This is a genomic window from Nocardioides sp. T2.26MG-1 (assembly GCF_950101795.1).
Classification (GTDB): domain Bacteria; phylum Actinomycetota; class Actinomycetes; order Propionibacteriales; family Nocardioidaceae; genus Nocardioides.
Window position 1 is genome coordinate 59,171 of sequence record NZ_CATNLZ010000004.1, and the last position, 20,116, is coordinate 79,286.

Below are 20,116 nucleotides of genomic sequence, written 5' to 3' on the forward strand. Positions count from 1 at the left end.
ATAGTAGGACGTCCTAGTAAATGCGTCGAGGGGTGCTGCGGTTTCCCCGGTGTACCGGGGATGTTGGCGCTTCTCGGCCGTTGCAACAGCCGAGAAGCGGAAAGATCCCCGGTACACCGGGGATCCTCCGGCCGCCTCACCGCACCCAGCGGTACACCTGCCCGTCGCGGACCTCGACGGAGGTGGGCGGCCGCGGCGTGGGGTGGGCGCGGAGGTGGGCGAGCACCTGCTGCCGGCCGCGCAGGGACACGGCGCCGTCGGTGAAGTGCAGGTGGGGGTGGAGCATCGGCTGGAGGTCGGCCCACTCCCCCGCGTCCATCGCCGCCCAGGCGGCCGCGGTGGGCGCCGGCAGGTCGGGCAGGTCGTGGAGCATCTGCGGGGTGCACATCCGCCACGCGTCGGTGACCAGCTCGCGCATCTCGTCGGGGTCGAGCCGGTCCAGGTGCGCGCACACCCACTGGTAGCGCAGGTCGCGGGGCGGCGGCAGGAAGAACGTCTCGGGGTCGGACTCGATCAGCCCGTCGCGCGCGTCCCGCGGGTAGCCGAACCCCATCGCGGTCTCGTCGCGGGAGAACCCGACGTACACGATCTGGCGGACCTTGAGCTTGAACCGCCCGCCGGTGAAGGACTCGTAGGTGCGCGGGAGCGCCAGCCCCACCTCACGCACGTCGTCGGCCGTGACCACGGGTCGATGCTGGCACGGCCCGCCGACACCGCGCGGACCCTAGAAGTCGCCGGCCTCGCGGCGCACCGGCTCGAGCAGTGCGGACAGCTGCGCGAGCTGCTCGCCCGAGAGCGCGCCGAGGGCGAAGTCGGCCGCGAGCAGGTCGGCGGTCGCGACCTCGACCAGCGCCCGGCCGGCCGGCGTGATCTCGGCGAGCACGGCACGGCCGTCGTCGGGGTGCGCCCGGCGCTCGATCAGCCCCGCTGCCTCGAGCCGGCGCACGATCGAGGTCACCGACGTGGGATGCACCTGGAGCCGCTCGCCCATCTTGCCCAGCGGCAGCGACCCGCGCGAGGAGAACACCAGCAGCACCAGCGCCTCGTAGCGGGCGAAGGTCAGACCGTGCGGCTTGAGGATCGCGTCGAGACGCCCGATCACCAGCTGCTGGACCCGCATCAGCGAGGTCACCGCATGCATCGCGGGCACGCCGTCCCAATGGGTGCCCCACTGCCGGGCGGCCTCGTCGATGGGGTCGAAGGGGAGAGCCACGACTGGACCCTAGGGCACGGCCCGAATCCGGCGCCGGTCGCGCCCGTAACGGGGTTGCTCCCGCGACCCCGTCAGGAGGATCCTCGGAAACGAGGTGATCGTGATGAGTACCCTGACCGTCCCCGACGGCATGCCGACCCTCTCCCGCGGCCGGCACCGGACGCCGCGACGCGGCGCCTGCATGATGGAGATCGCCTCGCTGCTCGCCGGCGAGCCGTGGTCCGACCACCCGTCCTGCACCCATCCGCTGCTGGCCCACCTGGCCCGGTTGGTCAACGACAGCAGCACCGACGCCGGCCGGCAGCGGCTGATCACGCTGGTGCCGGCGCTCGTCGGCCGGCGCGGCGACGACGACACCTGGCTCCGGCTGCCGGTGGCGGTGGCCGCGGGGACGATCCTCGACGTGCCCGAGGGGACCCAGCGGATCCTCGCGGCGGGCCTGCTGCGCATCGAGTACCTCTGCGGCGACGCCGGCCCACGGCTCAAGGCGACCCGCCGGGAGGCGGGGGCGACGCTCGACCTGGTGCCGGGCGCCGTCGCGTGGGCGGGTCGGCGCGGGCTCGGCGACCGGGGCGACCTGAAGTCCTTCGCCCGCAACACCGCTCCCACGATGGTGCGGTGCACGGTCGACGGGATCGTCACCGCCGACGGCCCCGGGTGCGACCGGCGGCTGCGGGCGGTGCTCGAGGCCGGCATCTCGGCGTGCCCGCAGGACCAGGTCGACCGGCGCACGATGCCGATCCCGTGACGGTCACGGGCTCCAGGCGCCGGCCACCTGCCGGGTCGCGGCGTTGAGCCGGTTCCACACGTTGATCGAGGTGATCGCGATCAGCAGCGCCGCGAGACCCTGCTCGTCGTACTGCCGCGCCGCCTCGTCCCACACCTCATCGGGCACCGGCTCGCCCCGGTCGGCGACCCGGGTGACCGCCTCGACCAGGCCGAGGGCCGCGCGCTCCGGGTCGGTGAAGTACGGCGCGTCGCGCCAGGCCGCCACCGCGAACAGCCGCTCGCGGCTGATGCCCTCCTTCTCCAGGTTGGTCGAGTGCAGCTCGACGCAGACGCTGCAGCCGTTGATCTGGCTGGCCCGCAGGCGCAGCATCTCGAGGGTCTCGGCGGGCACCCCGAGCCCCTCGGCCGCACGGTCGTAGGCGATGAGCGACTTCAGCGCGTCCGGGACGACGAAGACGGGGTGGTTCATGCGTGGTTCCATGGTGCTCTCCTGTCAGATCGGGCTGGTTCGGTTCGTCGTAGGGGTGACGGACCACGAAGGAGGAACCTGACAGTGGAGACCCAGGAGCGGCTGGCCGAGGAGTTCGAAGAGCACCGCGAGCACCTGCGTGGCGTCGCCTACCGGATGCTCGGATCGGTGGCGGAGGCCGAGGACGCCGTCCAGGAGGCGTGGCTGCGCCTGGTCCGGTCCGACACCAGCGAGGTGCGCAACCTCGCCGCGTGGCTGACCACCGTGGTCAGCCGGATCTGCCTCGACCTGCTCCGCGCCCGCACGTCGCGGCGCGAGGAGCCGCTCGACGCGCACGTGCCCGACCCGGTCGTGACCGCCCTCGACACCGATCCCGCCTGCGCCGCGGAGCAGGCGGACGAGGTGACCCTCGCGCTGCTCGTCGTGCTCGACGCACTGGGCCCGCGCGAGCGCACGGCGTTCGTCCTGCACGACATGTTCGGCGTGCCGTTCGACCAGGTCGGTGAGATCGTCGGCGCCTCGGCGGGTACGGCGGCCCAGCTCGCCAGCCGGGCGCGCCGGCGGGTCCGCGACACCCCGCCGCCGGTCGCCGACCGGGCCACCCAGCGCCGGGTGCTCGAGGCGTTCACGACCGCCGCCCGGGCGGGGGACTTCGAGGCGCTCCTCGAGGTGCTCGACCCCGACGTGCTGCTGCGCGCCGACGGTGGCGAGCACGGGCCCTCCCTGCACGTGCGCGGTGCCGCCGAGGTCGCCTCGCGGGCGATCTCGTTCCGACGGATGGAGGCCGAGCAGGTCCGGGTCCTGGTCAACGGCGCGGTCGGCCTCGTGTCGTTCCACAGCGGCCGCCCCGTGTCGGTGTTCAGCCCGGTGGTGCGCGACGGCCGGATCGTCGAGATCAACATCCTCGCCGACCCCGAGCGGATCGACCGGCTGGGCATCGCCGACCTCGTCGGGTGACCGTCAGTTGACCCGGCCGCCGCGCAGCCCGGCCCGCTGCACCACGCGCTGGATCGCGAGGTCCCGGGCGTAGGGGCGCGCGACGTACCGGATGTCGCGGATCCCCTGCTCCTGGGCGGCGGACTCGAAGCAGAAGTGGCCGAACCCCAGCAGCCGGCCGTGCAGGGGACGCCGCACGGTGATGTCGAGGATCCGGCTGAGCGGCATCGTCGCGAGGCTCTGGCTGAGCACCCCGTGCACCCGGAAGACCCGCATGTTGGTGATCACGAACCGGTCGCGGTGCTCACGCAGCGCCAGCCAGCCTGCGTGCGCGACCAGCGCGAACGCCACCAGCATCGGCGCCCACGCGAGGTCGATCGGGGCGAACGGGCTCACCACCAGCAGCAACACGCCGGCGAGCGCCTCGAGCACCGGGCGCACGAACGCGACCCAGTGGTGGCGGACCTCGTCGACGATGACCTCCCCCTCGTCGCGCAGCAGGTGCTTGCCGATGCCGGGGTCGGCCCAGCTGGCGAAACCCACGGGGGGCTCGCTACTCGAGCTCGCGCACGAAGGTGATCACCGCGGTGAAGAAGTCGGCGGTGAGGCTCGCTCCGTTGCTGCCGGCGGTCTGCGCCGACTCGGCGAGACCGTGGGGGTCGGTGACCATCCAGAAGCCGCCGAAGACGACGAGCAGGACGACGAGGGCTTTGCGCATGGGGGAAGTGCTCCATCTCAGTGACACCCGGAGTCATGACGGTGGACCGGGGTCGTGTCTACCGAGATCTCGCCCCCGATGCACGCAGGCGCGCCGGTCTAGACCGATCCGGCCCAGGCGGAGGTCGCGTCCCAGAGCCGCGCGGCGGCCTCCGCGTCCCGGGCGTCCGGCGACGGCTCCGCCGGGGCGGACCGGCGGTGGTAGCCACCGGGCGCGGCCTCGGGCGAGGTCGCGCAGAACACCGTGGTGCGGGCCCCCTGCGCCGGGGTGAGCAGCGCGCGCCGCTCCAGCGGCGCCGCGAGCCGGCGCAGCCGGGCCAGCACCGGCGCGGTCTCCAGTCCCCGGTCGGCGACGTGGGTGTGGACCGAGCCCGGGTGCAGCGCGTAGCCGTGCAGCCCCCGCTCGCCGTACCTCCGCTCGACCTCGGCGGCCTCGTGGACCAGGGCGAGCTTGGAGGTGCCGTACGCCGCCCACGAGTCGTACGGCGTGACCCGGCCGTCGAGCCAGGCGTTGCGACCCCGCTCGTGGAGCTTCGAGACGACGTTCACGACCCGCGCCTCGCCGTGGGTGCCCGCGGTCTCCAGCAGCAGCGGCACGAGGAGCCTGGTCAGCTGCGCGGTGCCGAGGTAGTTGGTCCGCCAGTGCACCTCGTGGCCGTCGACCAGCTGCGGCTCGGACCACCGCGAGCGCAGGTCGAGGTGGACGCCCGCGTTGTTGACCAGCGCATCGAGCCGGTCGCTGCTGGAGGCGACCCATGCGGCCAGCGACGCCACCGACTCCCGGGAGGCGAGGTCGAGGGGGTGCGTGTCGACGGCCACCGGGCAGGAGCGGGTCGTGGTCAGCACCCGGAACCCCCGCGACCGCAGCGCCGCCGCGGTCGCCTCGCCGAGCGACCCGGCGCCCGCACCGGTGACGAGCGCTACCCTCACCCGGCGCGCACCGCGTCGTAGAACGCCTGCATGCGCGGCCCGATCCGGGCCAGCTCGACGTACGGCACTCCCCCGGCGGATCCATCGACGTAGGCGAACTCGATCTCCCCGTCCATCATCGAGCCGCGCATCAGCACCGGCACGCCGGCCGCCTCGGCGGCGGCGCAGGCCGCGTCCACGTCGTCGACCGCGAAGCACACGTGGTGCAGGCCCGGCCCGTGGGCGTCGAGGAACTCCTGGTGGACCGTGGGCCCCGACACCGGCTCGATCAGCTCGAGCTGGAGGTCGCCGCTGTAGCCCAGCGAGACGTGCGCGGTGAACTCGACGGGCTCGCCGCGCAGGGTGGTCGACTCGCGTCCGAACACGACGTCGGGGATGCGGGTCCACGCCGCGACGCCGAACTGCTCCGCGAGCAGCCGCTCGGTCGCCGCGATGTCGTCGGTGACCCAGGCGACCTGGAGGACGGGGCCGGAGGCGATCACCCCGCGGACACTAGTGCGCGGAGACCGGACCGGTCACCGGCCAGCACACCTCGGTCCGGTGGGCGAGCAGGTCCTCGGGGTCGCCCACCGGCAGGTAGCGCTCCACGACCGGCCCGTCGGCGGCCAGCGCCTGCTCGGTGACCGCGCGCCCGACCGCGGAGTACGCCGCGTCCAGGTCGACCATCGGACCGTCGTACGACGCGACCGCGTAGTGCGCGGCCGGCCGCTCGACGACCTCCACCCGCCCGGGCAGCGGCGGCACCTGCGTCACCGGCACGAAGGCGACCAGCTCCGCGACGCCCTCGGTGAAGAACTCCGTCGGGAACACCGCGCCGTCCGGTCCGGTGCGCTCGACCCCCGAGACACGCAGCAGCCGGTGCAGCTCGGTGAACGCCTCGATCCACCACGACACGACCGACTCGCTGTCCTCGGTCCCCCGGATCGCCAGCGTCAGCGCGGCCGGCTCGTCGCGGTGCACGACCGCGATCCGCTCCTCGCCGGTGAGCATCCGGCGCAGCGAGTCGACGGCGTCCTGGGTCTGGCGCAGCTGCCGGCTCATCCGGTCGAGGTGGGCCGCGATCACCCGGTCGCGGGCGTCCTCGTCGGGCGCGGCCAGCACCGCACGCACCTCCTCGACGGGGAGGTCGAGGTCGCGCAGCCGGCGGATCAGCCGGGCCGGGCCGACCTGCTCGGGCCGGTAGTAGCGGTAGCCGCTGTGCGGGTCGATCCGGGCCGGCGCCAGCAGCCCCACGTCGTGGTAGTGGCGCAGCGCCTTCACCGTCAGGAAGGTCATCCGCGAGAAGTCCCCGATGCTCAGCAGCCCGGTCGTCTGGTCAGCCATGGCGCCCAGCCTGCACCCTCCCGCTGCAGGAGGGTCCAGCCGTCCTCCCGTGGCGCCCCGGGCCTTGACTCTCCCCCGACGGGAGGTCGGAGAACTCCGCCATGAGCACTCACACCTCTCCCCACGAGGCTCCCCAGGACACCTTCCGGCGCGGACCGCTCGCGGTGCTGCTGACCGGGGTCTTCCTGATCGTCCTCGACTTCTTCGTCGTCAACGTCGCCCTGCCGTCCGTGCAGCGCGACCTCCACGCCGCCGACACCACGCTCGAGTGGCTGGTCGCCGGCTACGGCCTGACCTTCGGCGGGCTTCTCCTGGTCGCGAGCCGGGTCGCCGACCGCTGGGGCCGGCGCCGGACGTTCCTCGTCGGCGTCGCGCTGTTCGTGGCGAGCTCGGCGGCCTGCGGCCTCGCTCCCGACGCCGACACGCTGCTGGCGGCCCGCCTGGTGCAGGGGTCGGCGGCCGCCGCGGTCGGCCCGACCGTGCTGGCGCTGATCGGCGACGTGTACGCCGGGCAGCACCGGGTGCGCGCCCTCGGGGCGTACGCGACCGTGATGGGGCTGGCCGCGGCGCTCGGCCAGCTGGTGGGCGGGGTGCTGATCCACCTCGACATCGCGGGGTCGGGCTGGCGCTCGATCTTCCTGGTCAACGTGCCGATCGGCCTGGCCGCGATCGTCGCCGGACCGCGGGTGCTGCCGGAGTCCCGCGTGCCCGGTGCCGCCCGGGTCGACCTGCCGGAGGCGGGGCTGGTGGTGGCCGCGCTGACCGCGCTGGTGCTGCCCCTGGTGGAGGGTCAGCGCCAGGGGTGGCCGCTGTGGACGTGGGCCTGCCTCGCGGGCGCGCTCGTGGCGGCCGAGGCCGCGTGGCTGCGCGGCCGGGCGCTGCGGGGCCGCGGGGTGCCGCCGCTGGTCGACCCCGAGGCGTTCCGCTCCCGCCCCGTGGCTGCCGGGCTGCTCGCGCAGACGCTGCTGTTCACCGGCATGGCCGCCTACTTCCTCGTGCTGGCGCTCTACCTCCAGGACGGCCGCGGCCTGGGCCCCCTGACGTCGGGGGTGGTCTTCACCGCCGTGGCGGCGTCGTACATGGTCGGCACCCGCAACGCGGCGGCCGTGCTGGGCCGGTACGGCGGCCGGCTGACGATCACCGGCGCGGCCCTCGCGTTCGGCACCGGCCACCTGCTGCTGCTCGGCGCGGTCGAGCGCATCGGCGTCGGCGGGTCCGTGCTCTGGCTGGTGCCGGGGCTCGCGGTCGGCGGCCTCGGCATGGGCGTCGCGCTGTCCGGCATCGTCGGCACGATCATGGGCTCGGTCGAGTCCCGGCACGCCGGCACGGTCTCCGGCACCGCCTCGACCGTCCAGCAGGTCGGCAACGCCGTGGGCGTCGCGCTGGTCGGCATCGTGTTCTTCGGCCGGGCCGCGCACGACGTGGCCACGGCGTTCGAGGCGTCGCTGGTGTACCTGCTGGCCACGACCGTGGCGGTCGCGCTCGCGGCGACGTTCCTGCCGGGGCGGCCAGCACGGTCGCCGAGGGGTCAGTCGGTGAAGGAGGCCAGCAGCTCGTCGGCGGCGGCGTAGGGGTCGGTCTCCCCCGCGACCACGGCCGCGGCGAGGTCGTCGAGCTCGGAGCGGCCGTGGACGTCACCCCAGCGCCGGCGCAGCGCCGTCACCGCGATCGCCTCGATCTCGTCGCGGGCGCGGCGCCGGCGCCGGCGCTCGAGCTCGCCGCTGGACTCCAGCCAGGCCCGGTGCCGGTCGATCTCGGCGACGAGCTCGTCCATGCCCTCGCCCTTGTGGGCGACGGTCTTGACGATCGAGGGCCGCCAGGCGCCCTCGGGCAGCTGGGCGAGCTGCAGCATCGAGCGCAGGTCGCGGCGCACCTGGTCGGCGCCCTCGCGGTCGGCCTTGTTGACGACGTACAGGTCGCCGATCTCGAGGATGCCGGCCTTGGCCGCCTGGATGCCGTCGCCCATGCCCGGGGCGAGCAGCACCATCGTGGTGTCGGCCATGCCGGCGATCTCGACCTCGCTCTGGCCCACGCCGACGGTCTCGACCAGCACCACGTCGCAACCGGCGGCGTCGAGGACCCGCAGCGCCTGCGGCGTGGTCCAGGCGAGCCCGCCGAGGTGGCCGCGCGAGGCCATCGAGCGGATGTAGACGTCGCGGTCCAGCGCGTGGTCCTGCATGCGCACCCGGTCGCCGAGCAGAGCGCCGCCGGAGAACGGCGAGGACGGGTCGACCGCGAGCACGCCGACCCGCTTGCCGGCGCGGCGCAGCTCGGTGACCAGCGCGCTGGTCGAGGTCGACTTGCCGACCCCCGGGGACCCGGTGATGCCGATGACCTGCGCATGGCCGGTGTGCGGCGCGAGCGCCGCCATCACCTCGCGCAGCAGCGGCGACTCGTCCTCGACCAGGGAGATCAAGCGGGCGACGGCCCGGGCCTCGCCGGCGCGGGCGCGCTCGACGAGGTCCGGGACCGTGACATCACGCCTTCGGGACACGCACGATCAGGGCGTCGCCCTGCCCACCGCCGCCGCACAGCGCGGCCGCACCGACGCCGCCGCCGCGACGCTTGAGCTCGAGGGCGAGGTGCAGCACGATCCGGGCGCCGGACATGCCGACCGGGTGGCCGAGCGCGATCGCGCCGCCGTTCACGTTGACCTTCTCCTGGGGGATGCCGAGCTCGCGGGCGGACACGATGCCGACCGCGGCGAAGGCCTCGTTGAGCTCGACCAGGTCGAGGTCCTCGACGGCGATGCCCTCCTTGGCCACGGCCTTCTTGATCGCGTTGGCCGGCTGGCTCTGCAGGCTTGAGTCGGGTCCCGCGACCTGGCCCGAGGCCCCGATCTCGGCCAGCCACTCGAGGCCGAGCTCGTCGGCCTTCGCCTTGCTCATCACGACCACGGCGCAGGCGCCGTCGGAGATCTGCGACGAGGAGCCGGCGGTGATCGTGCCGTCCTTGCTGAACGCCGGGCGCAGCTTGCCGAGCGACTCCGCGGTCGTGTCGCCGCGCACGCCCTCGTCGGTGGCGACCACGACCGGGTCGCCCTTGCGCTGCGGGATCTCGACCGGGACGACCTCGTCGTCGAACACGCCGTTCTTCCACGCCTCGGCGGCCAGCTGGTGGGAGCGCGCGGAGAACTCGTCCTGCTCCTCGCGGGTGAGCTCGCGGGCACCGGAGTTGCAGGTCTCGGTGAGGTTGCCCATCGGCTGGTCGGTGAACTGGTCGTACAGCGCGTCGTAGGCCATCGAGTCCACCAGCGCGGTGTCGCCGTACTTGAAGCCCTCGCGGGACTTCGGCAGCAGGTGGGGCGCCTGCGTCATCGACTCCATGCCGCCGGCGACCACGATGTCGTGCTCACCGGCGCGGATCAGCTGGTCGGCGAGCGCGATCGCGTTGATGCCGGACAGGCAGACCTTGTTGATCGTGATCGCGGGCACGCTCATCGGGATGCCGCCCTTGACCGACGCCTGGCGGGCGGTGATCTGCCCGGCTCCGGCCTGGATCACGTGGCCCATGACGACGTACTCGACCTGGTCCCCGGAGATGCCGGCCTTCTCGAGTGCCGCCTTGATGGCGACACCGCCCAGGTCAGCTGCGGACTGGGTCTTGAGGCCGCCGAGCAGACGGCCGATGGGGGTGCGTGCCCCCGCGACGATGACGGAACCAGACGTGGGACCGGGCATGGGAGGAGCCTCCAGAAGGTACGGGGGGTGATCTCGGGCCGACCTTACCCACGGGTTCCATCCCCGGCGAGGGGTGGAGACTTTGGTCCCGTGGGACACATGTCACATGGCCTGACATGGCTCTTGACCGGCGTACGACGATGGACCCATGAGTCTTGACGTCCCAGCACACCTGTTCACCGCGATCGACCACGTGGGCGTGGCCGTCCCCGACCTGGACGCCGCGATCACGTTCTACGAGGAGGTCTACGGGATGCGCATGGCGCACCGCGAGACCAACGAGGAGCAGGGTGTGCAGGAGGCGATGATGGCCGTCGGCGACTCCGGGTCCCACATCCAGCTGCTCGCGCCGCTGAACGAGAAGTCGACGATCGCGAAGTTCCTCGACAGCAAGGGGCCCGGCATCCAGCAGATGGCCTACCGGGTCACCGACATCGACGCCGTCGGCGCGATCCTGCGCGAGCGCGGCCTGCGCCTGCTGTACGACGAGCCGAAGCGCGGCACGTCCAACTCCCGGGTGAACTTCATCCACCCCAAGGACGCCGGTGGCATCCTGGTCGAGCTCGTCGAGCCTGCGGCCGCCGCTCACTGAAAGCGCTGCGGCGACACAGTCGGGAGCCGGTCCCGGCCCGCTACGGTGGGCCGGGACCGGCTTTTCGTTGAGGCACGCGTCACAGGGGGTGTTGCCTCCTGTTACCCGTGGGTAAGGTCCGGCCAACACCCGATGCGACCGACCCCACCCCCAGGAGCCGACGTGCAGCACATCCTCGACGCCATCATGGACGGAGACACCTCGAGCGAGGACTTCGCCAACCTGGACCTTCCCGAGTCCTACCGCGCGGTCACGGTCCACAAGGACGAGGTCGACATGTTCGAGGGCCTCGCCACCAAGGACAAGGACCCCCGCAAGTCGCTCCACGTCGAGGACGTCCCGCTGCCCGAGCTCGGGCCTGGCGAGGCGTACGTCGCCGTGATGGCCTCGGCGATCAACTACAACACCGTGTGGACCTCGATCTTCGAGCCGGTCTCGACGTTCGGGTTCCTGGAGCGCTACGGGCGGCTGTCCCCGCTGTCCAAGCGGCACGACCTGCCCTACCACGTGGTGGGCTCCGACCTCTCCGGCGTGGTGCTCGCGACCGGCCCGGGCGTGCACCTGTGGAAGCCGGGCACCGAGGTCGTCGCGCACTGCCTCTCGGTCGAGCTCGAGCACCCCGACGGCCACAACGACACGATGCTCGACCCCGAGCAGCGGATCTGGGGCTTCGAGACCAACTTCGGCGGGCTGGCCCAGATCGCGCTGGTCAAGGCCAACCAGCTGATGCCCAAGCCCGCCCACCTGACCTGGGAGGAGGCCGCCTCCCCCGGACTGGTCAACTGCACGGCGTACCGCCAGCTCGTCTCCAAGAACGGCGGCGACATGAAGCAGGGCGACAACGTGCTGATCTGGGGCGCCTCCGGCGGCCTCGGCGGCTTCGCGACGCAGTACGCCCTCAACGGCGGCGCCACCCCGGTCTGTGTGGTCTCGAGCGAGGACAAGGCCGAGATCTGCCGCAAGATGGGCGCGGAGCTGATCATCAACCGCTCCGAGGAGGACTACCGGTTCTGGAAGGACGAGCACACCCAGGACCCGAAGGAGTGGAAGCGGTTCGGCTCCAAGATCCGGGAGCTCACCGGCGGTGAGGACATCGACATCGTCTTCGAGCACCCCGGCCGGGAGACCTTCGGCGCCAGTGTCTACGTGACCCGCAAGGGCGGCACGATCACCACCTGCGCCTCGACCTCGGGCTACATGCACGAGTACGACAACCGCTACCTGTGGATGAACCTCAAGCGGATCATCTCCTCCCACTTCGCCAACTACCGCGAGTCGTGGGAGGCCAACCGGCTGATCGCGAAGGGCAAGATCCACCCGACACTGTCGAAGACCTACTCGCTCGACGACGTCGGGATGGCGGCGCTCGACGTCCACAAGAACCTCCACCAGGGCAAGGTCGGCGTGCTGTGCCTGGCCCCCGAGGAGGGGCTCGGCGTCCGCGACCACGAGATGCGCGCCAAGCACCTCGACGAGATCAACCGGTTCCGCGACCTCTGAGCGGAGCCGGGGCCCGGCGGCGGTCGGGACGGTCCGCGGTTTCGGCTGCCAGCAGCCGGACCCCGCACGCGACCGACGCAGGACCTCCCCGCACCGCACGAGGGCGGGCGGGGCCCCTGCGACCCCTGATGCGTCAACCACCCCGGTCACCGGCAATTAGTCGGAGGCCGGGGTGTGTTGTCGCGGTCTGATCCGCAACACTGTCTGCACGAGGCAACGAACGACTGCGGAAGAGGAAGCGCGTTTATCCATGAGCGACCAGGGACTGTCCATCTTCGACGACAACCAGCCCGACGAGGACACCACGACGGCCGCTGAGGACGCGACCCAGGTGCTGCCGACCGTGCCGCCGAAGCAGCCCGAGGCCGAGAAGACCCAGGAGGTGCCGGCGGCACCGGCCAAGGCGGCCGCCCAGCCGGTCGCCCAGCCCGTGGCCCAGCGGCCCGCCGCACCCGCACCGGCGGCCCAGCGCGGCCCGGTGATGCCGCCCGCGGCGTCCCGGTCCACCGGCCAGGCCGCCGCCGGCGGCGCGTACGCCGCGTCGGCCGGCTTCCCCGTCGTGCGCCGCGGCGGTTACGACCGCGAGGCGGTCGACGCCCGGATCCGGCAGCTGACCACGGAGAAGTCCGGTCTCAGCAGCAGCCTGACCGAGTCCGAGCGCCGGGTGCTCGAGCTCGAGGAGCAGGTCGAGCGGCTGCGCCAGGAGCTCGCCGAGAACGAGACCCCGTCGTACGCCGGTCTCGGCGGCCGGGCCAGCGCGATGCTGCGGTTGGCCGAGGAGGAGGCCGCCGAGGTCCGCGAGACCGCCCAGCGCGACGCCGCGGAGATCCGCGAGCAGGCCGCCCGCGACGCCAAGGCCGTGCGCGCCGATGCCGCCCGCGAGGCCGAGGACATGCGGCTGGTCCAGCTCAAGGAGCTCGACGAGAACCGCTCGCGGCTGATGGCCGACGCCGAGCAGGAGCGCGCGCTGGCCCGCAGCGAGGCCGAGGACCTCGTCGAGTCCGCCAACCGCCAGGCCGCCCAGCTCCGGCTGGCCGCCGCCCAGGAGGCCAACGAGCTGCGCACCTCGGCGAAGCGGGAGGCCGAGCAGCTGCGTGCCGCCGCCGACCGGGAGGTCCAGGAGGCCCGCCGCTCGCTGGCGGTGGAGAAGGAGCGGCTGGCCCGCGAGGCCACCGACCACCACACGAGCGCGACGGCCGAGACCCGCCGCCTGGTCGAGGAGGCCGAGGAGCGCGCGTCCGCTGCCGAGCGCCGCGCCCACGACGCGATGGCCCAGGCCACCGAGCACCGCAACCAGGCCGCGACCGAGGCCGAGGCGCTGCTCAGCCGGGCCCGCCGCGAGGCCGAGCAGATCGTGACGTCGGCGCAGACCCAGGCCGACGCGATCACGTCGACCGGCAACGCCGAGGCCGAGCGCGAGCTGGCCGCCGTCCGCGCCGAGGTCGACCGGCTCGGCAAGCGGCGCGACGCGATCATGGCCCAGCTGGCCTCCCTGCACGAGGTGATCACCGGCTTCAGCAAGGACGACGAGTGACGGACGCCCCCCGGGACCTCCAGGAGGGAGACCCAGAAGCCGACGGGTCCCCCGGTCCCGAGGAGGTCGACGCCGCGCTGGACGGCGACGGGGAGTACCTCGGCGAGCTGGGGGCACCGCTGTCGCGGCACTCGCCGTTCGTCTGGGGCTTCTTCGGCGGGCTCGGGTTCTTCCTGGCCTGGTGGCTGGGCGGGGTCGTCACCTCGATCGGCCCCACGCTGCTGCTGGTGGTCGTCGCGCTGTTCCTCGCTGCCGGACTGAACCCGGCCGTCGAGTTCTTCGAGCGGCACGGGATGCGCCGGTCGTACGCCGTCGTGACCGTGATCGTCGTGGCGCTGGCCGCGGTCGCCCTGTTCCTGGTCGCGATCGTGCCGGTGATCACCGACCAGGTGCAGTCGATCGGCGACAACGCACCCGACTGGCTCGAGCGCCTGCAGAAGAACCAGCGGGTCCAGGAGCTCGACGACCGCTACCAGGTCATCGAGAAGATCAAGGACTACGTCGGCAAGGGCGACTTCGCCAGCAGCCTGTTCGGTGGGGTGATCGGCATCGGTCTCGCCGTGCTGTCCGCGCTCGCCAACGCGTTCATCGTGATCGTGCTGACGCTGTACTTCCTCGCCTCGCTCGACAAGACCAAGAAGGCCCTCTACCAGCTCGCTCCGGCCTCGCGCCGCGAGCGGGTGACGCTCCTGGGCGACCAGGTGATCCGCGGCGTCGGCGGCTACGTGTCCGGGGCGTTCATCGTGGCCACCTGCGCCGGCATCTCCTCGCTGATCTTCCTGTTCGTCGTCGGCCTCGGGCAGTACGCCGTGGCGCTGGCCTTCGTGGTCGCGCTGCTCGACGTGATCCCGATGATCGGCGCCACGATCGGCGCCGTGATCGTGACCGCGATCGGCTTCGCCGAGGACCCCAAGATCGGCATCGCCTGCATCGTCTTCTACGTGATCTACCAACAGGTCGAGAACTACGTGATCTACCCCCGCGTGATGTCGCACTCCGTCGACGTCCCCGGAGCGGTGACCGTGATCGCGGCACTGGTCGGCGCCGCGCTGCTCGGCGTCATCGGCGCTCTGCTCGCGATCCCCACCGCCGCGGCGATCCTGATGCTCACCCGCGAGGTCGTCGTGCGGCGGCAGGACCACCGTTAACGACCTTGGTCCCGCCGGCCCGGCCGCGGGCTGAGGTCTGTCGTTTGGTCACCAACCACCACGTGGGAACGCTCCCGGTCCGTCGATGGTGACCAACGACGGAGGCCTCAGGGCACGGGCACCCCCACCGTGGCCCGTTCGCCGAGCTTGACCGCGACGACGCCCGCCAGGATCAGCAGGCCGCCGACCAGCTGCATCGTCCGGGGCAGCTCGTCGAGCAGCAGCCACGCGAACAGCACCCCCGCGACCACCTCGAGCAGCGCCACGAACGAGGCCAGCCGGGAGCCGAGCCGGCGGCCGGCGGCGATGCCGGTCGTGTAGGCGAGGGCGGCGGTCACGACGCCGAGCACCACGAGCGGGACCCACCAGTCGACCGTGGCGCCGGCGTACGTCGCCGCCCCGGTGGAGGCGCGCATCGGCAGCAGGCCGACCAGCGCCAGGATCGCGAGCGCGGCGGCACCGAGCACCAGGCCGGCGGCCGCCAGCGCCATCGGCGGCAGGCCGTTCTGCTCGTCGGCCGAGATCACGAAGTACGCCGCCGCGCCGACCATCGCGGCCAGCGCCCACAGCACGCCGGCGACGCTCAGGTCGGCGCCGGAGAGCAGGTCGAGCACGAGCACCAGCCCGGCGGCGGCGATCGCCGCGCCCAGGACCGTGACGCCGCCCGGCCGCTGGCCGTGCCGCAACCAGAGCCAGACCACGACGGCGGCCGGTGCGGTGTACTCGATCAGCAGCGCCGGCCCGACCTGCATGTGGGCGACGGCGGAGAAGTAGCAGAACTGGGCGCCCGCCACCGCGAGAGCGCCGTACACGCCGATCACGCCGACGTTGCGCCGGAGCAGGCCCCAGCGGCCGCGCAGCGCGACGATCCCGAACGGCACCACCACCAGTGCGGCCAGCCCCACGCGGACCAGGACGATCGCGCCGGGGCTCCAGCCGGTGTCGAGCAGCTCGCTGGCCAGCGCACCCGACATCCCGAACGACGCCGCCGACACGATCGCGAAGCCGAGGCCGCTCACCAGCCGGGAGTCCGCGGCCACCGGGAGCGTCTCGTCATGAGCCAACGACGTCATGGCAGATGACACTAGGTGCGAGCCATGTAACCTGTCAACGTGCCCTTCACCCATGACACCGGACAGGCGCTGCAGGCCGCCGTGGTCCTCGCCAACTCCGGGCTCGACCCGGACACGATGACGACGCTCGAGGATCTCGACACCTTCTTCGCCGACTTCCAGTACACCGGCCGCCACGACGACGACCGCGCCGAGCTCGACGCGGTCCGCGCGGTCCGGTCCCGCCTCTACGAGCTGCTCACCGCCGACCGCGACACCGCGGCCGGCATCGTGAACACGATGCTCGCCGACGCCGGCGCCGTCCCGCAGCTGGTCCGCCACGGCGGCTGGGACTGGCACCTCCACGCGGTCGGCGCCGAGCGCGACCTCGCCACCCGGATCCTGGTCGAGACCGCGATGGCGATGATCGACGTGATCCGCGCCGACGAGATGTCCCGGCTCGGCATCTGCGCCGACGAGAGCTGCGAGGGCGTGGTGCTCGACCTCTCCCGCAACCGCTCCAAGCGGTTCTGCTCCACCACCTGCGGCAACCGCAACGCGGTCGCCGCCTACCGCGCCCGCCGAGCGGGTACGGAGTCGGCATGACCAGCACCCCGCAGGACCCCGACACCGTCCAGCCCGACGTCGTGCCCTCCGGCGACCCGGACCCGATCCCGACGCCCCAGCCCGGCGAGGACCCGGGCGTGCCCGACACGCTCCCGCTCCCCGAGCAGTAGGCCCTACGAGGCGAGGAAGCGACGCAGCACCTCGGTGAACACCTGAGGCTGCTCGGAGTGCACCCAGTGGCCGGCGTCCTTGATCACCACGCGCCGGTTGCGGGGGAACCAGCGGTCCATGGCCGCGGCGTACTCCTCACGGACGTACGCCGACCTCTGGCCCGCGACCCACAGCGTGCGCCCGTCGTACGGCGGCACCCCGGCCAGCGCGTCCTCCGGCCAGCCGCCGAGCACCTCGAGGTCACGGCCGAGCACCTCGAGGTTGGGCCGCCACGACCACTGCCCGGCGTGGTGGTGGAGGTTCTGCAGCAGGAAGCTGCGCACGGTGGGGTTGGGCACCGCGTCGGTCAGCGCGGCGTCGGCGTCGCGGCGGTGCTCGAGCGTGGCGAGGTCGAGCCCGAGCATCGCCTCGATGTAGCCGGCGAACTCCTCGGTCCCCCGCCCGGCCGCGGCGTAGTCGACCGGCGAGACGTCCACGACGCACAGCCGCTCGACCAGCTCGGGGTGCCGCAGCGCCAGCACCATCGCGGCCTTGCCGCCCATCGAGTGGCCCACCAGCGCCACCGGGTCGTCCTCGCGGAAGAGCCCGGCCACCCGATCGGCGACGTCGAGGTAGTCGAACCGGTCGGCCCACGCCGAGCGGCCGTGGTGGGGCATGTCGACGAGCAGCACCCGGTGGTCCTCGGCCACGCCCTTCGCGATCGTCGTCCAGTTCTTCCCCTGGCCGAACAGGCCGTGGCAGAACGCGACCAGCGGTCCGCGCTCCCCCAGGCTCGTGACGTGCAGGCCCGTGTCGTTGCGGGCGTCGTTCAGCACCACTCGCGCACTCCTCTCGGCGTCAGGTCCCGGTCGCGGAGCACCACGGGCAACCGGTCGCCGACGTGCGCGCAGGTCCACCGGAAGTCGGCACGCCGGTACTCGATCGCGAGCACCCGGTCGCCATAGTCCTCGACGTACGACGCGCACTCGCGGTAGCGGCCGCACTCCTCGGCCACGGCGAAGTCGAAGCCGATCGCCGTGCCGTCGTAGCCCCCGAGGTTCCTCTGCCCGACCGCGAGCCCCGCGTCGTGGCCGGCCCGCACCAGCAGCCGTGCGAAGGCGAGCGCGGCGCGCCGCTTGATCAGCCCGTGGCTGCGGGTGAAGGAGTCGAGGTTGTCGTACTCCACGGCGGCGAACCCGTCCGCCGCGCACCCGCCTGCCCAGCCGCCGACGATCCGGGCCAGCGCCGCACGCTTCGCCTTGGTCCGCACGTCGAGCAGCCACTCGCCCCACGCCTCGTCCTCGACCGGCCTGCCGTCGTACTTGAGCACCAGGCGCCAGTGGGCCCTCCAGAACCGCCGCTGGCCCGGCTGGGTCTGGAAGCCGTTGACGTAGCAGACGTTGTAGCGTCCGTCGGCCGGAGTCGCCTCGCGGTCGCGGACCACGATGCCGACGTGCTCGGGCACCGACCGGGCGCCGCCGAGCTGGTAGTCGACGTCGGTGCCTGTCGGCAGCGGGTCGACCGGCGGCCGCTCGGCCCCGGGCGAGGCCGTGGCCGGGATCACGGCGAGCAGGGCCGCTATCAGGAGCGCGGCGACGTAACCCGCCGCGCGACTGGGGCGTTGTCCGGGCACCTCACGAGATCGGATCATCCATGCCATCCTCGCGCACCCGGCTGCTGGCGCTCACCTGCGCCCTGGCCGCCACGCTGTCCCTGACCGGCGTCGCCAGCGCCTCCACGGCGGCCGCCCCGACGGGCACCCCGACGGCCGTGGCGCTCGCGGCCACCCACCGCGGCCTCGACCGGCTGCTCACCGACGGCACGCCCAACGGCCGGGCGATCGTCACGTTCGACGCGGTGCCGACCGCCGCCGAGGTGGGCGCCCTCCGCGCGCTCGGCCTGACCGTGCAGCCGATGTCGCACCTCCCGCTGGCGCTCGTCGACGGCCCGGTGGCGGCGATGGTGCGGGCCGTGGCCGGCGGCATCGGTCTCGACGTCTACCCCGACGAGCGGCTCCAGCTGCTCGACACCCCCGCGACCGAGGCGATGTCCTCGAGTCCGGCAGCGGCCCGGGCCCTGCGCGCGAGGGGCTTCACCGGCAAGGGCGTCACGGTCGGCGTGGTCGACTCCGGCTGCGACGCGACCCACTCCGACCTCGCCGACCACGTCGTCCGCAACGTCAGCCTGCTCAGCCCCGAGTACGCCAACGCCGGCACCGACCCGATGATCGTCGTACCCGTCGACCAGGGCCCGGTCAGCAACACCGACCTCGGCAGCGGCCACGGCACCCACGTCGCCGGCATCATCGCCGCCGACTCGACCTCCGTCGCCGACGGCAGCCGGTACGGCGTCGCACCGGACGCCGACCTGGCCTGCTTCGCGATCGGCGCCGTGCTGTTCACCACCGCGGTCGTCACCGCCTACGACTACATGCTCGACCAGCCCGACCTGCTCGGCATCGACGTGGTCAACAACTCCTGGGGCAACAGCTACCGCCAGTTCGACCCGCGTGACCCCGTCGCGGTCGCGACCAAGGCGGTCGTCGACCGCGGCGTCACCGTGGTGTTCGCCGCGGGCAACTCCGGCGGCGGCACGGTGCCGATGAGCCTGAACCCGTTCTCGCAGTCCCCGTGGGTGATCTCGGTGGCCGCGGGCACCCTCGACCGCCGGCGCGGCGACTTCTCCTCCAACGGCCTGGTCCACGACAACTCCCTGCCCACCGCGGTCGGCGCGGAGGGCCACACGACGTTCGCCGGCGACCGGATCGGCCTGGTGCACCCCGACATCACCGCCCCGGGCGTCGACATCAGCTCGACGTGCGACAGCGCGGGCACCCTGATCGGCCCCTGCGGGCCGGACGAGAACGCCTCGGCGTCCGGCACCTCGATGGCCTCCCCGCACATCGCGGGCGCCGCGGCGGTGCTGCTGCAGGCCCAGCCGCGGCTGACACCCGCCCAGGTCAGGCTCGCCCTGCAGGCGACCGCCACCCCAGTGCAGGCCGCCGAGGGCGGCGCCCGCCTGCCGTTCTGGCAGGTCGGCTACGGCTTCGCCAACCTCGACCGGGCGGTGCGACTGGTGCGCTCCGACCACTGGCCGCGCAAGCTCCGCGCCGCCGCCCGCGCCGCCGACCGCCGGGTCCTCGCCGCCGACGGCACGCGCGTGGTCCGGTCCGACTTCTTCGTCCACGAGGCGCCGCCGGCCACCGTCGGCGGCAGCGACTCCGCGTCGTACGGCGTCCCCGTCTCCGCCCGCGCCACGTCCCTCGCGGTCAGCCTCGCGTTCCCGTCCGGCGGCACCGTCGGCGCCAGCCTGTTCAGCTACACCGTGCGGGTCCTCGACCCCGACGGCAAGGTCGTGGGCACCACGACCACCGACCCCGTCGCGGGCTCAGGCACGGCGCTGGCGACGGTCCGGCCATCGGGCGGCCTGAAGGCCGGGACCTACACGTTCGAGGTCACCGGCGACTACGCCGCCTCCGACCCAGACACGGTCGACAGCGACTCGGTGCTGGGCCGGTTCGTCACCCTGCACGTGGCACAGCTCAGGCGCGGCTGAGCGACCTGGCGGCGGGGTCGG

23 protein-coding genes are annotated in these 20,116 nt (G+C 73.1%); 10 read left to right on the plus strand and 13 right to left on the minus strand.

Going from position 1 to position 20,116, the window contains the following annotated elements:
* Positions 1-136 precede the first annotated feature (136 nt).
* Both QQZ14_RS06545 and QQZ14_RS06550 read right to left on the minus strand, forming a co-directional pair.
* Positions 137-685: an MmcQ/YjbR family DNA-binding protein gene (locus QQZ14_RS06545; protein ID WP_284533419.1), complete on the minus strand. Its 549-nt coding sequence runs from the start codon at positions 683-685 to the stop codon at positions 137-139.
* A gap of 39 nt (positions 686-724) precedes the next feature.
* Positions 725-1,213 (minus strand): MarR family winged helix-turn-helix transcriptional regulator, encoded by a 489-nt coding sequence (locus tag QQZ14_RS06550; protein ID WP_284533420.1) that lies wholly within the window; start codon positions 1,211-1,213, stop codon positions 725-727.
* 103 nt (positions 1,214-1,316) lie between these two features.
* On the opposite strand from QQZ14_RS06550, the gene QQZ14_RS06555 reads away from it, so the two are divergent.
* Entirely contained in the window at positions 1,317-1,961 is a 645-nt protein-coding gene (locus tag QQZ14_RS06555) for a hypothetical protein (RefSeq protein WP_284533421.1), read from the plus strand.
* A gap of 3 nt (positions 1,962-1,964) precedes the next feature.
* Here QQZ14_RS06555 and QQZ14_RS06560 read toward each other — a convergent pair whose 3' ends face one another.
* Positions 1,965-2,423, minus strand: a complete 459-nt coding sequence (locus QQZ14_RS06560; RefSeq protein WP_284533422.1) for a carboxymuconolactone decarboxylase family protein — start codon at positions 2,421-2,423, stop codon at positions 1,965-1,967.
* Positions 2,424-2,495: 72 nt separating this feature from the next.
* Between QQZ14_RS06560 and QQZ14_RS06565 the strand changes: the two genes are divergently transcribed.
* Positions 2,496-3,368, plus strand: coding sequence for a sigma-70 family RNA polymerase sigma factor (locus QQZ14_RS06565; RefSeq protein ID WP_284533423.1), 873 nt, complete (start codon positions 2,496-2,498; stop codon positions 3,366-3,368).
* 3 nt (positions 3,369-3,371) lie between these two features.
* Here QQZ14_RS06565 and QQZ14_RS06570 read toward each other — a convergent pair whose 3' ends face one another.
* From QQZ14_RS06570 to QQZ14_RS06590, 5 genes are all read right to left on the minus strand, one after another.
* On the minus strand, positions 3,372-3,890 hold the full coding sequence (locus QQZ14_RS06570) for a PH domain-containing protein (protein ID WP_284533424.1): 519 nt from the start codon (positions 3,888-3,890) through the stop codon (positions 3,372-3,374).
* A 10-nt stretch (positions 3,891-3,900) separates the two neighbouring features.
* Entirely contained in the window at positions 3,901-4,065 is a 165-nt protein-coding gene (locus QQZ14_RS06575; protein WP_284533425.1) for a hypothetical protein, read from the minus strand.
* A 98-nt stretch (positions 4,066-4,163) separates the two neighbouring features.
* On the minus strand, positions 4,164-4,994 hold the full coding sequence (locus tag QQZ14_RS06580) for an SDR family NAD(P)-dependent oxidoreductase (protein WP_284533426.1): 831 nt from the start codon (positions 4,992-4,994) through the stop codon (positions 4,164-4,166).
* Positions 4,991-5,476, minus strand: coding sequence for a VOC family protein (locus QQZ14_RS06585; RefSeq protein WP_284533427.1), 486 nt, complete (start codon positions 5,474-5,476; stop codon positions 4,991-4,993). The genes QQZ14_RS06580 and QQZ14_RS06585 overlap by 4 nt, the downstream gene beginning before the upstream one ends.
* A 10-nt stretch (positions 5,477-5,486) precedes the next feature.
* Positions 5,487-6,317, minus strand: coding sequence for a MerR family transcriptional regulator (locus QQZ14_RS06590; protein WP_284533428.1), 831 nt, complete (start codon positions 6,315-6,317; stop codon positions 5,487-5,489).
* A gap of 101 nt (positions 6,318-6,418) precedes the next feature.
* Between QQZ14_RS06590 and QQZ14_RS06595 the strand changes: the two genes are divergently transcribed.
* Positions 6,419-7,888 (plus strand): MFS transporter, encoded by a 1,470-nt coding sequence (locus QQZ14_RS06595; protein WP_284533429.1) that lies wholly within the window; start codon positions 6,419-6,421, stop codon positions 7,886-7,888.
* Here the strand turns inward: QQZ14_RS06595 and meaB are convergent.
* Positions 7,846-8,811, minus strand: a complete 966-nt coding sequence (meaB, locus tag QQZ14_RS06600) for a methylmalonyl Co-A mutase-associated GTPase MeaB (protein ID WP_284533432.1) — start codon at positions 8,809-8,811, stop codon at positions 7,846-7,848. The genes QQZ14_RS06595 and meaB overlap by 43 nt on opposite strands.
* The gene (locus QQZ14_RS06605; protein WP_284533434.1) at positions 8,795-9,997 is read right to left on the minus strand and encodes an acetyl-CoA C-acetyltransferase; all 1,203 of its coding nucleotides are present in this window, start codon (positions 9,995-9,997) and stop codon (positions 8,795-8,797) included. The genes meaB and QQZ14_RS06605 overlap by 17 nt, the downstream gene beginning before the upstream one ends.
* Positions 9,998-10,145: 148 nt before the next feature.
* On the opposite strand from QQZ14_RS06605, the gene mce reads away from it, so the two are divergent.
* From mce to QQZ14_RS06625, 4 genes are all read left to right on the plus strand, one after another.
* Positions 10,146-10,589, plus strand: a complete 444-nt coding sequence (mce, locus tag QQZ14_RS06610) for a methylmalonyl-CoA epimerase (RefSeq protein WP_284533435.1) — start codon at positions 10,146-10,148, stop codon at positions 10,587-10,589.
* A 162-nt stretch (positions 10,590-10,751) separates the two neighbouring features.
* Positions 10,752-12,089 carry a crotonyl-CoA carboxylase/reductase gene (gene ccrA / locus QQZ14_RS06615; RefSeq protein WP_284533436.1) on the plus strand — a complete coding sequence of 446 codons (1,338 nt, stop codon included), beginning with the start codon at positions 10,752-10,754 and terminating at the stop codon, positions 12,087-12,089.
* A gap of 250 nt (positions 12,090-12,339) precedes the next feature.
* Positions 12,340-13,623 (plus strand): hypothetical protein, encoded by a 1,284-nt coding sequence (locus tag QQZ14_RS06620; protein ID WP_284533437.1) that lies wholly within the window; start codon positions 12,340-12,342, stop codon positions 13,621-13,623.
* Positions 13,620-14,771 carry an AI-2E family transporter gene (locus QQZ14_RS06625; protein WP_284533438.1) on the plus strand — a complete coding sequence of 384 codons (1,152 nt, stop codon included), beginning with the start codon at positions 13,620-13,622 and terminating at the stop codon, positions 14,769-14,771. Before QQZ14_RS06620 ends, QQZ14_RS06625 begins: the two co-directional genes overlap by 4 nt.
* A 107-nt stretch (positions 14,772-14,878) precedes the next feature.
* On the opposite strand, the gene QQZ14_RS06630 is transcribed toward QQZ14_RS06625, so the two are convergent.
* Entirely contained in the window at positions 14,879-15,844 is a 966-nt protein-coding gene (locus QQZ14_RS06630; RefSeq protein ID WP_284533439.1) for an EamA family transporter, read from the minus strand.
* Positions 15,845-15,883: 39 nt separating this feature from the next.
* On the opposite strand from QQZ14_RS06630, the gene QQZ14_RS06635 reads away from it, so the two are divergent.
* Both QQZ14_RS06635 and QQZ14_RS06640 read left to right on the plus strand, forming a co-directional pair.
* Positions 15,884-16,429 carry a CGNR zinc finger domain-containing protein gene (locus tag QQZ14_RS06635; RefSeq protein WP_284533440.1) on the plus strand — a complete coding sequence of 182 codons (546 nt, stop codon included), beginning with the start codon at positions 15,884-15,886 and terminating at the stop codon, positions 16,427-16,429.
* The gene (locus tag QQZ14_RS06640) at positions 16,426-16,560 is read left to right on the plus strand and encodes a hypothetical protein (protein ID WP_284533442.1); all 135 of its coding nucleotides are present in this window, start codon (positions 16,426-16,428) and stop codon (positions 16,558-16,560) included. The genes QQZ14_RS06635 and QQZ14_RS06640 overlap by 4 nt, the downstream gene beginning before the upstream one ends.
* A 3-nt stretch (positions 16,561-16,563) precedes the next feature.
* Here QQZ14_RS06640 and QQZ14_RS06645 read toward each other — a convergent pair whose 3' ends face one another.
* Together QQZ14_RS06645 and QQZ14_RS06650 are read right to left on the minus strand one after the other, a co-directional pair.
* Positions 16,564-17,379, minus strand: coding sequence for an alpha/beta fold hydrolase (locus QQZ14_RS06645; protein WP_284533443.1), 816 nt, complete (start codon positions 17,377-17,379; stop codon positions 16,564-16,566).
* Positions 17,370-18,191: an endo alpha-1,4 polygalactosaminidase gene (locus QQZ14_RS06650; protein ID WP_284533444.1), complete on the minus strand. Its 822-nt coding sequence runs from the start codon at positions 18,189-18,191 to the stop codon at positions 17,370-17,372. Before QQZ14_RS06650 ends, QQZ14_RS06645 begins: the two co-directional genes overlap by 10 nt.
* A 2-nt stretch (positions 18,192-18,193) precedes the next feature.
* Between QQZ14_RS06650 and QQZ14_RS06655 the strand changes: the two genes are divergently transcribed.
* Positions 18,194-20,095, plus strand: coding sequence for a S8 family serine peptidase (locus QQZ14_RS06655; RefSeq protein WP_284533445.1), 1,902 nt, complete (start codon positions 18,194-18,196; stop codon positions 20,093-20,095).
* The last annotated feature ends 21 nt before the right edge of the window (positions 20,096-20,116 follow it).

Excerpts from the sequence above, each read along its gene's own strand:
- QQZ14_RS06555 (WP_284533421.1), top strand. The coding sequence starts at position 1,317 with ATGAGTACCCTGACCGTCCCCGACGGCATGCCGACCCTCTCCCGCGGC.
- QQZ14_RS06560 (WP_284533422.1), bottom strand. The coding sequence starts at position 2,423 with ATGGAACCACGCATGAACCACCCCGTCTTCGTCGTCCCGGACGCGCTG.
- QQZ14_RS06575 (WP_284533425.1), bottom strand. The coding sequence starts at position 4,065 with ATGCGCAAAGCCCTCGTCGTCCTGCTCGTCGTCTTCGGCGGCTTCTGG.
- QQZ14_RS06590 (WP_284533428.1), bottom strand. The coding sequence starts at position 6,317 with ATGGCTGACCAGACGACCGGGCTGCTGAGCATCGGGGACTTCTCGCGG.
- QQZ14_RS06595 (WP_284533429.1), top strand. The coding sequence starts at position 6,419 with ATGAGCACTCACACCTCTCCCCACGAGGCTCCCCAGGACACCTTCCGG.
- QQZ14_RS06605 (WP_284533434.1), bottom strand. The coding sequence starts at position 9,997 with ATGCCCGGTCCCACGTCTGGTTCCGTCATCGTCGCGGGGGCACGCACC.
- mce (WP_284533435.1), top strand. The coding sequence starts at position 10,146 with ATGAGTCTTGACGTCCCAGCACACCTGTTCACCGCGATCGACCACGTG.
- QQZ14_RS06620 (WP_284533437.1), top strand. The coding sequence starts at position 12,340 with ATGAGCGACCAGGGACTGTCCATCTTCGACGACAACCAGCCCGACGAG.
- QQZ14_RS06630 (WP_284533439.1), bottom strand. The coding sequence starts at position 15,844 with ATGACGTCGTTGGCTCATGACGAGACGCTCCCGGTGGCCGCGGACTCC.
- QQZ14_RS06640 (WP_284533442.1), top strand. The coding sequence starts at position 16,426 with ATGACCAGCACCCCGCAGGACCCCGACACCGTCCAGCCCGACGTCGTG.
- QQZ14_RS06650 (WP_284533444.1), bottom strand. The coding sequence starts at position 18,191 with ATGATCCGATCTCGTGAGGTGCCCGGACAACGCCCCAGTCGCGCGGCG.
- QQZ14_RS06655 (WP_284533445.1), top strand. The coding sequence starts at position 18,194 with ATGCCATCCTCGCGCACCCGGCTGCTGGCGCTCACCTGCGCCCTGGCC.